Genomic DNA, 14,275 nt, shown 5'->3' on the forward strand with positions numbered 1-14,275 from the left:
AAATCCAGCCCAATGTTTCCCATCTGAACTTTGTCTATTTATAGGCGTAATGTGCACTGAGCCATTCCTTATTGGGCACAGTTAGGAACAATTGCGCCTATCTGTGCCCACGAGCTTGTCGCTTTTATCAACTATCGTTCTTTCTGTGTGCAGTATGTTTTGACTGATACTAGCTCTTTGCTTTCAGAAGCATTCGGCTTCAATAAACTGCCGATAACGAACGTAAGCATGCCCGTAATCATCGTCGGAACGATGGGGTGAACACCACCCATATCGGGTTTGATCCAAACTAAGCTGATGTATACACCAAGCCCAATGACCATGGAGCTAAACGCGCCGGTTGCCGATGCTTTTGACCAGTACAAACCAAGTACCAGCGGCCATAAAAATACGGCCTGCAAACCTCCTAATGCGACAAGGTTCAGCCAGATGATCATATCTGGGGGATTCGTCGCAGCAACAAAGACCAGACTGGCGAAGATAGCCGTCGTCCACAGTGAAATGCGGTTCAGTTTACTGTCTGCACGCTTGTCTTCAACAATCTGAGGATTGATATAGTTTATATAAAGGTCTTTCAGCAGCGTCGATGATGCCTGAATTAGCTGTGAATCGATAGACGACATAATGGCCGCCATTGGCCCTGCGAGAAAAATTCCGGCAAACATTGGGGTCAGAACCGTCATCATCAGTGTTGGCATTATTTGATCCGGGCTGGCAATCTCTGGCACGATCGCTCTTCCTAAGGCCCCGGTCAGGTGAGTCCCAAACATCAGCAATGCAATCATAATTGTACTGATCACCATACCTTTATGCAGAGAAGGGCTGTCTTTGTATGACATGCATCGAACAGCAGCCTGAGGTAACCCGATCACGCCAAAACAGACCAGAACCCAAAAGCTCAGGATAAACGGCTGGCTCAGGAAATGATCCGGACCATATGGTGTCACCAGAGCAGGGTCAATGGAGTGAAGTTTGGTGACCAGGTTTTCCAGACTCCCACCAGCATGAATAACACCAGCCAGCAGAACGATGGTGCCGATGACCATCATCACCCCCTGAACGGTGTCTGTCAGAACAACAGCCCGGAAACCACCAATAGTCGTGTATATGCCGACTGTACAGGCGAATAACAGTAGCCCATTCTGATAGCTGATCCCAAGCACAGTTTGCAACAGGCGGGCACCCCCAACAAATTGCACTACCATTGTTCCGAAAAAGGCCAGAAGCAGAGCAAGTGAAGAGAAGATCACGACTTTTCGGCTCTTAAAGCGGGCATATAACATATCATTGATCGTCAAAGCGTTATGGCGTCTTGCTTCTATCGCAAATTTTTTCCCCAGAACGCCCAGAGTCAGCCAGGTCGCTGGCAGCTGGATCATTGCCAGTAACACCCAGCCCAAGCCCATTTTGTAAGCCGCCCCCGGTCCGCCGATAAAGCTACTGGCGCTCGCATAGGTAGCGGCAAGCGTCATCGCGAGGACAAATCCTCCCATACTGCGGCTTCCCACGAAGTATTCGGTAAGAAAGTTCCCCGGCTTGTGATAACGGCGAGTCAGGAATGCCAGAGAGAAAACCGCAAAAAGGTAAATGCATAAAGGAATAATAAGCTGGCTATTCATAATGTTCGTCGTCGTATTTATCGAGAGGGATATCCTTATAAAGGTATTTAACCATTAGCGCGCATAGCACGGTAAAAAGGATTGGGCCAAGTACACATGACAATACAAACCACAGTGGCATGCCCCAGTATAATTGAGGGAGTTGCAGTTCGTCTTTTGGCGCAGAGAAAACATAGGCACCACAGTACCACCAGGCAAAGTAGCCCAGAGCAAGAAGTATCGCCCAACATGCTTCGCGATTAGCCTGATGGATAAGATCAGAGTTTTTTTGCATAAATTCACTGTTTAGTTAAATCGACTACCGTAGGAGGCATACTCTAAAACAATTGGACTAGAACATTAACAGGTGAGGCCTAATTTTCCATTTTTCAGTGGCTGAAGCTAGTAATGCTCATCGTCAGCCATCAATCAGGTGAACCTAGAGCGAATGCTCGATTTTGTGAACCAACCTTCTTTTATCAATTCAACCTGTTGATTATAAAATATAAGGTGGCTTAATAAAGCTTCAGCATTATGCTACTCACCCCATAACAAGGTGTTATATTTTACAAGGAGTGTAAATGAGAATTGTGAGTTTATTATCGATAAGTCTTTTAGCTTTAAGTGGTTGTGCATCAAAGCAGGAAGTTTATCTGACACAATCACCAATTAAAGTTGAGCGACAGGACTTAGAAGATTATTGGGTTCAGACATCTGAGGATTTTAGGTTCAGTTTAAAGCCACATATTGATGTGCCAAAAATAGATGGTTATGTACAAATTAACTATTTAATAGATTCGAATGGAGAGATATTTAACCCTACAATTGTAGAATCATCTCCCGAGGGGAAGTGGGACTTCATCGCGTTAAAGGCTTTGAGTAAACTAGAATATGTTTCGGCTGAATCTAACACATTAAAAGTACCTGTTTACGTGACTACTGAAATCAGTTTTCAAAGTAGATAAACTTGCCTAAAACGTTTAAGCCTTCTTTTATTAGACAATAGTATCGCTTTGGCTGTGTCAGCAGCCAATTTTTCGCAAACAGCAAAGTTATCGGATCGCGACGGCATTGCCCTAGTGCTATGCCAAATCTTTTCAAAGTTTATTATCAAGGTTAATTCCGAGCAGGGGTTTAGTTTTTATACCTAAAGGTATTACTATCATCAATAATTTCAATTTTTATCGGCACGGCGCCTTTTTTGATGTTGCCTATTTGCTCAAATGCTTCTTGTGAAAGGTCAATGACTCTGCCTTTTACAAAAGGACCTCGATCATTGATTTTGACATCTACCTTTTTGGCGTTTGCTGTATTGGTAACTCTCACGATTGTTCCAAAAGGTAAGCTTTTATGAGCCGCAGTATAAGCTCCTTTGTTATACCGCTCACCACTAGCTGTACGCTTTCCGTGAAACTTTTGACTATACCATGAAGCTTTACCAGTAAGCTGATGTGATCTTGAATAACTTGTCGTTTTATCCTGGCTTATGGCCGAGGCTGAGGAACACCCAACTAACAAGTTAAGGATCAAAGCGACAAAAATGAGGTTAAGTTTTTTCATGCGTTTTAGCTTGTTACACAACATGGTCAGGCTTGCCACTATTACATTAAGTCAGTAGAAAATTGAATGAGACAAGCGCTATCATTCAATACGATTACTGATTCTTTCATAGACTGCATTTAGTTTGGTCATGGGTAAGAAAATTTTTGGATCTTAAATTACCAACGTTAGGCCCTTTTGACGATTGAACGAGATGATTATTCAATTTGACCTATTTCAAGCTCCTCATCATTCGAACGCGTGACATAGTTTGCAGCCGCTTTCGTCTCTTCAAAAGCATTACGCATGGCAAAGCTAAAGTGAGCACGTTCCATTAGCCAATTTATATGGAGAGCTATGCATTTCGATAACACGCAAATAGACAGCAAGGAAAAGACATTTAAGTAAAGTGATCACTAGATAGATCAGTAACAATGAGATTCTTATTGAGCATTTGGTTAATAGTTAGCAATTTGATTATTTTTTGTGCTATAAAGGTGCTCGAATGACTCCCAAGCTGATTCCGGGAGTAGAATTGGAGTAAAGATATGGTTAAATGGTATAAGTTTTATAGTCTAGGTGCGCTGATTGTTTTGACAGGATGTAACCCTGTTGAGCAAGACATTTCCCAAGAAAGCTCAACCCGAAATGAAAAACAATTAGTTTATCCAGCTATGGCTGTACCGTTGCAACCGAATGCAATGGCAGAGGCTAATATTGCAAAACTAAATCATCTCCTGACAGATAAAGAACTCGACGATGAGGCTCGTGCAGAAATCTATTTAAAACGAGGTCTCTATTATGATGAGATAGGGTTAAGAGATTTGGCGAGTACAGACTATGCCAAGTCGCTGCAGATCAACCCTCAACAACCTGATATCTATAATCTGCTTGGGATGTACTACACCCAACTGAGTCAGTTTGATGCTGCCTATGACGCATTTTATTCATCTCTTGAATTGGATCCGAATAATAAGCAGGCCATCTATAACCGTGCAATTGCACTTTATTATGGTGGAAGACCGGAACTTGCACTGGAAGATATGAAAACTTTCCATGAGGACAACCCGAATGATCCTTTCCGTGCTATCTGGTTATACATTATAGAATCGGACGTTGATAAAACTGCAGCAAAGGCAAAGTTACAAGAGAGCTATAAAAACCGCACCGATGAATGGGGTTGGGTGTTAGCGGGTATACTGCTAAACGAAATAACTGAAGAACACGCTGTCAAACTGGTTACTAATAGCACAACAGATAATAAAGTGATGGCACAGCAACTTACCGAAGCTTATTTTTATTTAGGTAAGTATTATATGGAACATGGCGATATGAGCCGAGCGCTATCAGTGTACAAGTTAGCGATATCTTTGAACGTATGCAGTTATAATGAGCATAGCTATGCATATTTAGAGTTAGAGCGTATTTCAAAAGATTTTAAAGCTGCGAAAGAAACGGGTAATACAGAAAAATTTGTTAGTTTAAACTAAGTACCATTTGAAGATACCTAAATAGAAAAGGCGAACAACTCAATGAGTTGTTCGCCTTTTATTAATTCATATCAAAACCTGTCGTTTAGCGACCGTCTTCATTAACTCTGTAGTTGAAATCAACGTCAACAATGGCACGATACTCAACAGTACCTCTAGATACTGGGACTTCCTCAACCCTCACTTGAGCACTTTCTACATTCATACTATGTCCGACAACGCTTTGACCAGTAGGATTCAGTTTCCAACGTAACTGGTTGTCATTTGCGCTCGCTAGTGAATCGTACATATTGAAACCAGCATTGATCGCTTCTTCTTTACTAGCAAATGTATCTGAGTATAGTTTTTTGTTGTTTTGAACCATCCGTTCACCAGCGGTAGCGGTAAACGCAAAAAACATACATAAGATTGTAATTAACGCTTTCATAACAGTACCTTTTAATGAACAGGATATTAGGCACACACAAAGACTAAGTTCCCAATTCATTAGTTCTTGATATCATCCTGATAGTCATCTTCTTAAAACCTTCAAGCTTTCTGCTGTCTGAAAATGAAAAATCAGCTTTGACTTGCATGGATGTACTCCCAAAACAGAGGATCCATACTTAAAAAGTAGCACTAATTTGACCTCGATCAAGTTTTGTTGCTCATTAGTTGAGCGTTCTGTCATTAATGAGTATGGCGATAGGTGGCTATTTTTATTCTTATGTTCTTAGTGATGGCTTTTTAGTCGCTCAATGAGCCCACAGGAGCATCTGGTTTTAGAGTGAGAAGTGCAGTGAGTTTATGTCAGGCTCAGGCTTTTCCTTACCTTTCATACATTTGAAGAACAAAAATACCGCCCTTTACGGGCGGTATTTTGGTTATGGAAGTTGAGTAGAATAGGAGAATAAAACGTTGAAAACCGCAGGACATTAAGCCCTGCAAGCAAAAACCGGTTCGTTTTGCTCAACTATGTTTTCTTTACTTGAGCGAACCTCGAGTAAGTCCAGCTCTAAGTGCAGGGTTTCACTCGTTTTAAGTAAAATTTCTTGATTCAATTGAGGATGTTCGATTAAAGACAACCCATATGACGGAATCATCTCTCTAATCTTCTGCTTCCATTTATCCGAAGCCATCTCGTTACTGAAACAACGTTCAAGTAATTGAAGCATAATCGACGTTGAAACTGATGCACCTGGTGATGCGCCTAATAAGGCGGTGAGGCTACCATCTTCAGCGTGAACAAGTTCGGACCCAAGGTGTAATTCACCACCTTTACCTGGCACATGCTTTATGATTTGTACGCGCTGACCAGCTTGTACCAAAGACCAATCCTTGATGTCTGCCGACGGAAAAAATTCGCGCAGCGCATTCATTCGGTCTTCATTACTCTGTGTTAACTGGCCGAAGAGGTATTTAATAAGATCGAAGCTCTTCATTCCGACTTGCGTCATTGGCAGTAAGTTTGATGGGCGTACGGAATTAAACAAGTCTAATAAGGAACCTTTTTTCAGGAACTTACTTGAGAAGGTTGCAAATGGGCCGAATAGAACCACTTCTTTTCCATCTATGACTCGGGCATCCATATGTGGCACCGACATAGGCGGGGCACCGACAGGCGCTTTGCCATATACCTTTGCTTTATGGGCTCTAACGATGTCAGGCTTTTCGCTTACTAAGAATTGACCACCTACAGGAAAGCCACCATAACTTTTGGCTTCTTTAATCCCTGATTTTTGCAGCAGGGTAAGCGATGCTCCGCCTGCGCCTATAAATACATATTTGCTATGTATGGTGCGAGTTTTGTTATTGCTGAGATCCTTTACTTTTATTTTCCAGGTGCCATCGGGCTGGTGTTTCAGTGAACGGACTTCGTGTTGCAAGTTGAGTTTGAAGTTTTGATTTCTTTTCAGGGAATCAACCATGTGATGCGTCAGAGCACCAAAGTTCACATCGGTACCGAAACGGGAACGAGTGGCTGCAACAGGCTGGCTTGGATCGCGGTTTTCCATCAATAATGGAGCCCAAGAGCGGATCTGTTGTTTATCTTCGGAATAAACCATGCCATCAAAAAGAGCAATAGTTCGAAGCAATTTGAAACGTTTACGCAGAAACTCGACATTGTTTTCGCCAGTGACGAAACTCATATGGGGCACGCTTTTGATAAAGCTACCCGGGTTACTAATTGTGCCTTCCTCAACCAGATAGGACCAAAACTGACGAGATTGTTGAAATTGTTCATAAATATCAACAGCTTTACCTATCGTTACCTGGCCATTTGGCTTCTCTGGTGTGTAATTTGATTCCGCTAGAGAAGCATGCCCCGTTCCGGCGTTATTCCATGCGTTGGAACTTTCTTGAGCGATGTCATCAAGACGCTCAAACATTTCTATTGTCCAGTTGGGCTCTAATTGTTGGATGAATGTACCAAGCGTCCCGCTCATGATACCTCCTCCGATCAAGACAATATCAACCATTTTTTCTCTGTCAGAACTGAGCTGGTTTAATTCATTTATACCAGTTACGTTGTTCATTGGGGTGTAATCTCTCTCTAAAATAACAAGTAGTTGAAAGCGAGGGATACGTTATTGTCTTCAAAGTATTTTGTTTTCATTTTTTGTTGTTATTAACGATTGTGAAAATCGCTTGGATCGCTAAGTTTACTAGGTGCCTCCTGATTGAGCTCTGTTTAAACGTTTTACGATAAATACAGCCCGAAGATAAGTGATCGAGAATAATAAGGGCACTGACTGTACCACGTTGGGTAGTGAGATCGCCACCGTTGTAATGCTTGTGCAATGAAAAATTTGGCGGGCTAGCGGTAATGGTACAAGGGCTATGTGTTTTATTGCTGACTCGTGTGCAACTGAGCGAAAGTAGGATGTTGAATGGTTTTACCTGAGGGTTCAAAAAAGGCCCGGTTGAGATGCGGACCTTAAACAAGACAACGAAAATTACCGTTCAGGAGTTTCGAGTAATTTGATGACGCTCTCTACGGTGTTGTTAAGCGCCTCGCTGTTGTCGAGTTTACCAGAGCTTGCCGGACCAAGTGCACACGTATACAAAATCAGCTGCTTATCGAAAGGCAGATCGAGCTGCTCGTATAAGTCTTGACGGATTTTGGCGTGTTGTTCTGGTTCCTGGCTTGCAAGGCTAACTAGTGTGTCATAAATAAGATTTTTCATTGTAATTACGTTTCTTATTGTTGGGGGTGCATATAGTTTAGTGGTTTGCAAGACGAAAATCCGACGCTTCGGTCACATATCAACGGGTTTAACAGGTATTGGTGTAATTAGCTGGATGAATAATTTGGTGTGTTTTTTATTACTAGCAGTTTTCACTGCCCTAGTGGATTCGTTTGCACTAAAGCTCAAGGAATCATTAAAGTTTTGAGCAAAATCCACCTTGAGAAGCTTCTTATAAGCTTTAATGTACTGAGGTGAGCGAAACAAAAGGTGGCAATATGTTAAGTAAACTAAACAATCGTCTTTCTACCGTGGCAGAGCACATGGCAGACCTTGAATATCAGCTTGGCACTTACCTTCAACCGGGGCAGTATTCTTGTGTCGTGCAAGGTGAAGAGGTATTTCTCGAGTATCAGCACGATCTAGGGTTTGAGAACGCTTCTGGCCAAGCGGAATCGCTATTGAGATTGTTTAATATCCCGTTGAGCGGTGACGAGAGAAAGTTGCTGGTTGAGGTGACAGGTAAGGGCAACACAACCAAACTGCACTTGAATCTATCCTGCGAGAATGAAACTGACCTCTTGCTCAAGTATGTCTGCTCCGAGCTTTTGTCTGCGTTCCGTTCATTAGCAACGTGATAAAGAGAATGCTCAAAAATAAATGAAGGCACTGCAACAGAAAGAGTCATCGAGAGTGATGTAAAGCTCTCGATGAACAGAGTGGCTAGCGAAATTATTTCGCTCTTTTTGATACTTATTTGGTCAAAACCCAATTACGCTGGTGGATGGTTCTCAATCCAGTGTCTTGCAATGTCTTCACGGGTTGCTACCCAAACTGCGTCATGAGATTGAATGTAATCTAAGAAACGTTTTAACGCTTTGAAGCGACCTGGCTTACCAACCACACGACAGTGCAGACCGACCGACATCATTTTCGGAGTTTCTGAGCCTTCTTCGTACAGGCAGTCAAAGTGGTCTTTCAGATATTCAAAAAACTCGTCCCCGTGACTGAAGCCGTAAGGGGAGGAAAAACGCATATCGTTGGTGTCTAATGTATACGGGACCACAAGGTGTGGTCGTGTGCTGCCTGCGTTATTTTTGTCTGACACTTGTGTCCAGAAAGGCAGGTCATCACCGTAATAATCAGAGTCGTATAGCATGCCGTTTTGTTCCGCGACAAGTTCACGTGTATTTGGTGAATCACGTCCGGTATACCAACCAATTGGGCGTGTGCCTGTCAGCTCTTCGATGATATCCAGTGCTTGAATCATATGCTCGCGTTCAACGTCAATTGGCGTGTTCTGATAGTGCAACCATTTCAGGCCGTGACAGGCAATTTCATGCCCTTCTTCAACGATCGCTTTGGTGACTTCTGGGTTACGCTGCAATGCAGTAGCAACGCCAAACACGGTTAGTGGAAGCTCGCGACGTTTAAACTCGTTTAAGATTCGCCAAACACCGACACGGGAACCGTATTCGTAGAGTGACTCCATACTCATGTGTCGGTCATTATACGCTTCTGCTCCTGCGATCTCAGAAAGGAATGTTTCTGAATGCTCATCACCATGAAGTACGCAGTTTTCACCACCTTCTTCATAGTTAAGTACAAATTGCACGGCAATCTTAGCGTTATTTGGCCAGTTGGCGTGAGGAACGTTATCTCTTCCGTAACCGATATAGTCGCGAGGGTTATTTTCTTCCATAAAGTAAACCTTGATATTAAAAATATTTAGTGAAGTGTGGGATAGTTTTCAAAATCGCCCGCTTAATACAGAGCAACATATTCAAACCATCCCGTCATTCTGAACAGCGACGGAGGAGCGTGATTCAGAATCTAGTTTAAGAGTGCATTAATGTTAGGGTAGTTCTAAAACCTCACAGCATGCTGATATTAGATTCCTAGTCTCGCTAATGCTCGCTGGAATGACGAGATGAGCTAAAATTGGGGTTTCAACTCATAGGCTCGTTAAGCGATCAAAATCCGATAGCTGCTGTGTTGTCTTTATTATTGCGACCAGTGCTTGAATATACCGTGGATTGGCTTCACCAAAGGCGCTGCGTATTGGCCACTTTTCGATGTTGTTAGTTTGAGTTGGTGCAGAGACTCTGCGAGTTTCACTGCAGCAACAACGCCATCGATCACAGGTACGTTCAGTTGTTCTGAAAGCTCGTTGGCTAAGTCAGACATGCCAGCACAACCGAGTACGATGGCTTCGGCACCGTCTTCTTTGATCGCTTTACGGCATTCTTCAGCAAGTAGCTGATAAGTGTCCATACTTAGAGATTCAAGTTCCAATACCGGAATATCTGTCGCTCGAACACCGCTGCACAAGTGGTGGTAACCGTAACGTTGAAGAAGATGTTCACTAGCAGGTAACGTTCTGGTCATGGTAGTGACGACACCAAAACGGTAAGACACCAAACTCGCTAGCTGGAATGCGGCACCTGCAATACCAATCACTGGCTTGGTAGCAATTTCACGTGCCGCGTCAAGAGCAGGATCACCGAAGCAGGCGATAATGTGTGCATCGACACCTTGCTCTTCGCCAGTGCGAATCACATCAAGGAGCGCTGCAGCAGCGAGCGTTTCGTCAAATGCACTTTCAATACTTTCCGGGCCGTCAACGGGTGAAGACGCAATGATTTCTGTGCCAGGTAAGGCAACGGTTTGTGCGCTGACCGCGATTTTGTCTGTCATTCCCTGACAAGTATTAGGGTTGATCAAATTGATTTTCATTTTGTATTAGTCCGTTTCGCAAAAAAGTTGATGAAAATTAACCGGCTCTTTAGATTTCGATTCCAACTCCAATGACGATTTGATCACGACCAAGTGATGCTTCATCCATTGCTGAGCTTTTTCATCCTGAAAGTTGTCGAGCAGTTCTATAAGTTCTGAGTGAGAGCCACAGTCGCAGCTCACGCTATGTTTTGAGCCATACGCAGCGATGACCAGTGAAGAGCGGTAACAAAGCTGTTCAACAAACTCGGCCAATACGGAATTACCTGATTGTTTGGCCAGTTCATAGTGAAACTTAGCGGTTAGTTGGATAGATTCGGCTAAATCACCATGCTGGGTCGCTTTATCTTCCTGAGTAACAATGGAGCGCAAGTAATTAGACTGCTTTTCGTCCCAGTTACGAAGAATATCGGTGATCAGTAATGGCTCGAGTAAAATGCGGCTATTCAATACCTCTTCGGCTTCCTGTTTGCTTGGGCTGTTCACATGAGCGCCTTTATTAGGTTGAATAACCACAAATCGTTCAAGTGCTAACCGTTGCAACACTTTACGAATGCCAGTTCGGCTTACACCAAAAGCTTCTGACAGCTTGTCCTCAGGAAGACGCTCCCCAGGTTCAAGTTTGTGCTCAACAATTGCTTTCAATATTTGTTGATAGATTTTTTCATCGTTTGACATAGGTAATCGACCCAAATTTTTTATCCAACCCAACAAAGCAATATGTATACCACTAAACAAGTCTGCATGCACTATTGTATACAATCTTATTATAAATGTTTGCCTGTTATAGCCTCTTTATTGTTTATCTATTCAAATTACTTGACCAAAAGGACAGGTGAGTTGAGTATATATGCACTGCTTGTGGCACCAAAAATGTGCACTATGGTCAAATCTGGTGCGCTATAAGGGCGATTTCATGGGGCAAGTTTCACCAATTCGTTGTATGGCGGGGGGTTTCAGAATTGGCACGCTAATTGTATTTGGGATTGTATACAATTAGTAATGGAGATAAGCACATGAAAAAGGAATTACCTGTTAGCCCAAGGCTAAGCAACGAGGACCTAGCGCCAGAGAAGGAACAGAAGTGGGGCTGGTATAGCATCTTCGCGTTTTGGATGTCAGACGTGCACAGTGTAGGGGGATATGTATTTGCAGCGAGTTTATTTGCGCTTGGATTAAATGGTATCCAAGTGTTCATCAGTTTGTTAGCGGGGATATCAATTGTATTAGTATTTGCCAACTTGATGGGTAAGCCAGGACAGAAAGCGGGTGTTCCGTTCCCTGTCGTCGCTCGTATGTCGTTTGGTGTGTTTGGTGCGAATATTCCAGCTGTGATTCGAGGCATTATTGCTGTCGTTTGGTACGGTATTCAAACTTACTTAGCATCAAGTTCGTTCATTATCTTGCTGCTGTACTTCTTCCCATCGATGGAGAGTTTAGCAAATGACTCGTTCCTAGGTTTATCTTACTTAGGTTGGGTTGGCTTTAGCTCAATGTGGGTACTGCAAGCAATCGTATTTATGTTCGGTATGGACATGATTCGTAAAGTAATTGATTGGTCTGGCCCTGCGATTTACATCGCGATGTTTGCCCTTTGTGCATACATGATCAATCTGGCAGGTTGGGAGAACATCAGCTTTAACCTAGGTAAAGAAACACTGGTTGGTTCTGAAGCAATCATTCAGATGGTCATCGCTACAGCATTGGTTGCAGGTTACTTTGCGGGTCCAACACTTAACTTTAGCGACTTCTCTCGTTACTGTTCAAGCTACAAAGACTTGAAGATTGGTAACTTGTTGGGTCTGCCACTGAACTTTATTGTGTTCTCTCTGTTCAGTGTGGTTATTGTGTCAGCATCGATTCCAGTTTTTGGTGAGATGATTGTTGACCCGGTTGAAACAGTTAAACGCCTTGATTCTGGCTTAATCACGGTTCTTGGTGCATTGACCTTTATTTTCGCGACAGTCGGTATCAACATTGTGGCGAACTTTGTTGCACCAGCGTTCGACTTCTCGAATGTGTCACCACAGAAAATCAGCTTTAAAATGGGTGGTTTCATTGCAGCGTTTGGTTCAATCCTACTGACTCCTTGGAACCTGTTTAACAACCCAGAAGTGATTCACTACACAGTTGACGTTCTGGCCGCGATGATTGGTCCACTATACGGCATCATCATTGTTGACTACTTCATTGTGAAGAAAGGACAAATCGATGTCCCATCGCTTTACACTGAATCGCCACAAGGTCAGTACTGGTACAAAAACGGCGTTAACATGAACAGTGTTTACGCGCTAGTGATAGCAAGTGTCGCTGCCATTATTGCGACCTTCTTTGTCACTGAATTAGCGAACTACGCGTTGTTTATCGGTGGTCTGATTTCAGCAATCGTTTATAAGCAGCTGATGCAAAAAAAATTGTTTTGGGTATCAAAATCAGCTTTAGCAAAGCAACAATAAAGAACTTTATGCGTGGCTTTAATTTGAATTAAATCGCCAACCTAAAGATAAAGTAAACAAGTAACTCATTAGCTGGTTACTTGTTTACTTCAAAGGAATGAGAAGAATGGAAATCGATCAACGTATTTATTGTACCCAAGGGCCTGATTACCTGCCGGCTTTAAAACAAGGCTCACTGAATGGGTTGAGTTTTGTCTTTAAAGATCTGTTTGACGTAGAGGGTTTTGTCACTGGTGCAGGAAATCCTAAGTGGCTAGAGACGCACAACAAAGCAGAAAGCTCTTCTCCACTTATCATCTCGCTTCTGAACGAGGGAGCAGAGTGCAAGGGCCGAGTTCAAACTGATGAGTTGGCTTACAGCCTGAATGGTATTAATGTTCACTATGGCACGCCTGTCAATCCTTTGGCACCTGACTGTTTACCGGGTGGTTCTTCAAGCGGCAGTGCTGTTGCGGTAGCGAAAGGCGATGTTGATTTTTCTATCGGAACAGACACTGGTGGTTCAGTACGTGTTCCAGCGAGTTACTGCGGCCTTTTCGGCTTACGCCCAACCTTGGGGCAGTTGTCATTGGCAAACAGTTTCACTCTGGCAGAAAGCTTCGATACTGCTGGTGTATTTAGCCGAGACCTATCAACGCTGAAAAACGTGTATGCATGTCTTGGCCCTGAAACTCAGACTCAAACTGTCGCGAAAACACTGATTTTGGATCAAAGCTTGTCAAAAACTCTGGGAAATGAACGCCTAGAGGAACTGAAGCAGTGGGCTGACAGTGCAAATATTCAGCTTGAATTCAGCAATGCTCTGCAAGACGCAGGCTATGACTTGGGTGACTTGAGTGCATTATTCAGAACTATTCAAGGTTATGAAATTATTGACCGCCATAGCGCGTGGCTTGATGAGTGGCAACATACACTGGCACCTGCAATACAAGAACGAGTTGTATGGGCGCGTACCATTTCGGCTCAGGATTATCGTGAAGGGAAAGAACAACAAGCGAAGTTTACCAGCTGGCTGGCTGAGCAACTTGCGGACAAGGATACGTTGTGGGTATTACCAACCACCCCAGGAAAATCACCTAAACTCACGACTCCAGACGCAGACTTAGCGCAATATCGCTCTGATCTTATGGGTCTAACCAGTCTCGCGGGTTTAAGTGGATTCCCTCAACTTCATATTCCAATGACTAACATTACAAATGGACCTTGTGGTGTGTCATTGCTTGGTTCTACTAACAGCGAATACGACCTGATTGCGACGGCGTCGTCTTTAATCAAAGGAGAGTCTTAAT

General features: G+C 43.2%; 15 protein-coding genes. 5 read left to right on the plus strand and 10 right to left on the minus strand.

The annotated features are described in order from the left end of the window. Nucleotides 1-131: 131 nt before the first annotated feature. Both panF and OO774_RS07860 read right to left on the minus strand, forming a co-directional pair. Nucleotides 132-1,619, minus strand: a complete 1,488-nt coding sequence (gene panF / locus OO774_RS07855; protein WP_264905985.1) for a sodium/pantothenate symporter — start codon at nucleotides 1,617-1,619, stop codon at nucleotides 132-134. Then, complete coding sequence (locus OO774_RS07860; protein ID WP_014231677.1) at nucleotides 1,612-1,893, minus strand: YhdT family protein; 282 nt, start codon at nucleotides 1,891-1,893, stop codon at nucleotides 1,612-1,614. The genes panF and OO774_RS07860 overlap by 8 nt, the downstream gene beginning before the upstream one ends. A 286-nt stretch (nucleotides 1,894-2,179) precedes the next feature. Between OO774_RS07860 and OO774_RS07865 the strand changes: the two genes are divergently transcribed. Continuing rightward, entirely contained in the window at nucleotides 2,180-2,563 is a 384-nt protein-coding gene (locus OO774_RS07865) for an energy transducer TonB (protein ID WP_264905987.1), read from the plus strand. A 169-nt stretch (nucleotides 2,564-2,732) separates the two neighbouring features. Here OO774_RS07865 and OO774_RS07870 read toward each other — a convergent pair whose 3' ends face one another. Both OO774_RS07870 and OO774_RS07875 read right to left on the minus strand, forming a co-directional pair. Beyond that, nucleotides 2,733-3,158 (minus strand): septal ring lytic transglycosylase RlpA family protein, encoded by a 426-nt coding sequence (locus OO774_RS07870; RefSeq protein WP_264905988.1) that lies wholly within the window; start codon nucleotides 3,156-3,158, stop codon nucleotides 2,733-2,735. A gap of 197 nt (nucleotides 3,159-3,355) precedes the next feature. Then, nucleotides 3,356-3,472 (minus strand): HAD hydrolase family protein, encoded by a 117-nt coding sequence (locus OO774_RS07875; RefSeq protein WP_264905989.1) that lies wholly within the window; start codon nucleotides 3,470-3,472, stop codon nucleotides 3,356-3,358. 213 nt (nucleotides 3,473-3,685) lie between these two features. On the opposite strand from OO774_RS07875, the gene nlpI reads away from it, so the two are divergent. After that, on the plus strand, nucleotides 3,686-4,627 hold the full coding sequence (nlpI, locus tag OO774_RS07880; protein ID WP_264905990.1) for a lipoprotein NlpI: 942 nt from the start codon (nucleotides 3,686-3,688) through the stop codon (nucleotides 4,625-4,627). Nucleotides 4,628-4,712: 85 nt separating this feature from the next. Here the strand turns inward: nlpI and OO774_RS07885 are convergent, their stop codons facing one another. From OO774_RS07885 to OO774_RS07895, 3 genes are all read right to left on the minus strand, one after another. Beyond that, the gene (locus tag OO774_RS07885; protein ID WP_014231685.1) at nucleotides 4,713-5,054 is read right to left on the minus strand and encodes a DUF3316 domain-containing protein; all 342 of its coding nucleotides are present in this window, start codon (nucleotides 5,052-5,054) and stop codon (nucleotides 4,713-4,715) included. 487 nt (nucleotides 5,055-5,541) lie between these two features. Continuing rightward, nucleotides 5,542-7,143, minus strand: a complete 1,602-nt coding sequence (gene mqo, locus OO774_RS07890; RefSeq protein ID WP_264905992.1) for a malate dehydrogenase (quinone) — start codon at nucleotides 7,141-7,143, stop codon at nucleotides 5,542-5,544. Between the two features lie 420 nt (nucleotides 7,144-7,563). Continuing rightward, the gene (locus OO774_RS07895; protein WP_263838582.1) at nucleotides 7,564-7,794 is read right to left on the minus strand and encodes a PAS factor family protein; all 231 of its coding nucleotides are present in this window, start codon (nucleotides 7,792-7,794) and stop codon (nucleotides 7,564-7,566) included. A gap of 278 nt (nucleotides 7,795-8,072) precedes the next feature. Between OO774_RS07895 and OO774_RS07900 the strand changes: the two genes are divergently transcribed. Then, nucleotides 8,073-8,432 (plus strand): hypothetical protein, encoded by a 360-nt coding sequence (locus tag OO774_RS07900; RefSeq protein ID WP_264905993.1) that lies wholly within the window; start codon nucleotides 8,073-8,075, stop codon nucleotides 8,430-8,432. 134 nt (nucleotides 8,433-8,566) lie between these two features. Here OO774_RS07900 and puuE read toward each other — a convergent pair whose 3' ends face one another. The 3 genes from puuE to OO774_RS07915 all read right to left on the minus strand — a co-directional run bounded on the left by puuE (nucleotide 8,567) and on the right by OO774_RS07915 (nucleotide 11,208). Further along, nucleotides 8,567-9,496 carry an allantoinase PuuE gene (puuE, locus tag OO774_RS07905; RefSeq protein ID WP_264905994.1) on the minus strand — a complete coding sequence of 310 codons (930 nt, stop codon included), beginning with the start codon at nucleotides 9,494-9,496 and terminating at the stop codon, nucleotides 8,567-8,569. 302 nt (nucleotides 9,497-9,798) lie between these two features. After that, on the minus strand, nucleotides 9,799-10,530 hold the full coding sequence (locus tag OO774_RS07910; protein WP_264905996.1) for an aspartate/glutamate racemase family protein: 732 nt from the start codon (nucleotides 10,528-10,530) through the stop codon (nucleotides 9,799-9,801). A gap of 6 nt (nucleotides 10,531-10,536) precedes the next feature. After that, nucleotides 10,537-11,208, minus strand: a complete 672-nt coding sequence (locus tag OO774_RS07915) for a GntR family transcriptional regulator (protein WP_264905997.1) — start codon at nucleotides 11,206-11,208, stop codon at nucleotides 10,537-10,539. Between the two features lie 338 nt (nucleotides 11,209-11,546). On the opposite strand from OO774_RS07915, the gene OO774_RS07920 reads away from it, so the two are divergent. Together OO774_RS07920 and OO774_RS07925 are read left to right on the plus strand one after the other, a co-directional pair. Beyond that, nucleotides 11,547-12,986 carry an NCS1 family nucleobase:cation symporter-1 gene (locus tag OO774_RS07920; protein ID WP_264905998.1) on the plus strand — a complete coding sequence of 480 codons (1,440 nt, stop codon included), beginning with the start codon at nucleotides 11,547-11,549 and terminating at the stop codon, nucleotides 12,984-12,986. Between the two features lie 106 nt (nucleotides 12,987-13,092). Further along, nucleotides 13,093-14,274, plus strand: coding sequence for an amidase (locus OO774_RS07925; protein ID WP_264905999.1), 1,182 nt, complete (start codon nucleotides 13,093-13,095; stop codon nucleotides 14,272-14,274). Nucleotide 14,275 lies beyond the last annotated feature (1 nt).

It is taken from the genome of Vibrio sp. STUT-A11 (assembly GCF_026000435.1).
GTDB lineage: Bacteria > Pseudomonadota > Gammaproteobacteria > Enterobacterales > Vibrionaceae > Vibrio.

Coding starts and splice junctions, on each gene's coding strand:
- OO774_RS07925 (WP_264905999.1), top strand. CDS start 13,093: ATGGAAATCGATCAACGTATTTATTGTACCCAAGGGCCTGATTACCTG.
- OO774_RS07915 (WP_264905997.1), bottom strand. CDS start 11,208: ATGTCAAACGATGAAAAAATCTATCAACAAATATTGAAAGCAATTGTT.
- OO774_RS07900 (WP_264905993.1), top strand. CDS start 8,073: ATGTTAAGTAAACTAAACAATCGTCTTTCTACCGTGGCAGAGCACATG.
- OO774_RS07870 (WP_264905988.1), bottom strand. CDS start 3,158: ATGAAAAAACTTAACCTCATTTTTGTCGCTTTGATCCTTAACTTGTTA.
- panF (WP_264905985.1), bottom strand. CDS start 1,619: ATGAATAGCCAGCTTATTATTCCTTTATGCATTTACCTTTTTGCGGTT.
- OO774_RS07865 (WP_264905987.1), top strand. CDS start 2,180: ATGAGAATTGTGAGTTTATTATCGATAAGTCTTTTAGCTTTAAGTGGT.
- OO774_RS07920 (WP_264905998.1), top strand. CDS start 11,547: ATGAAAAAGGAATTACCTGTTAGCCCAAGGCTAAGCAACGAGGACCTA.
- mqo (WP_264905992.1), bottom strand. CDS start 7,143: ATGAACAACGTAACTGGTATAAATGAATTAAACCAGCTCAGTTCTGAC.
- OO774_RS07895 (WP_263838582.1), bottom strand. CDS start 7,794: ATGAAAAATCTTATTTATGACACACTAGTTAGCCTTGCAAGCCAGGAA.
- OO774_RS07910 (WP_264905996.1), bottom strand. CDS start 10,530: ATGAAAATCAATTTGATCAACCCTAATACTTGTCAGGGAATGACAGAC.
- OO774_RS07875 (WP_264905989.1), bottom strand. CDS start 3,472: ATGGAACGTGCTCACTTTAGCTTTGCCATGCGTAATGCTTTTGAAGAG.
- OO774_RS07885 (WP_014231685.1), bottom strand. CDS start 5,054: ATGAAAGCGTTAATTACAATCTTATGTATGTTTTTTGCGTTTACCGCT.
- OO774_RS07860 (WP_014231677.1), bottom strand. CDS start 1,893: ATGCAAAAAAACTCTGATCTTATCCATCAGGCTAATCGCGAAGCATGT.
- puuE (WP_264905994.1), bottom strand. CDS start 9,496: ATGGAAGAAAATAACCCTCGCGACTATATCGGTTACGGAAGAGATAAC.
- nlpI (WP_264905990.1), top strand. CDS start 3,686: ATGGTTAAATGGTATAAGTTTTATAGTCTAGGTGCGCTGATTGTTTTG.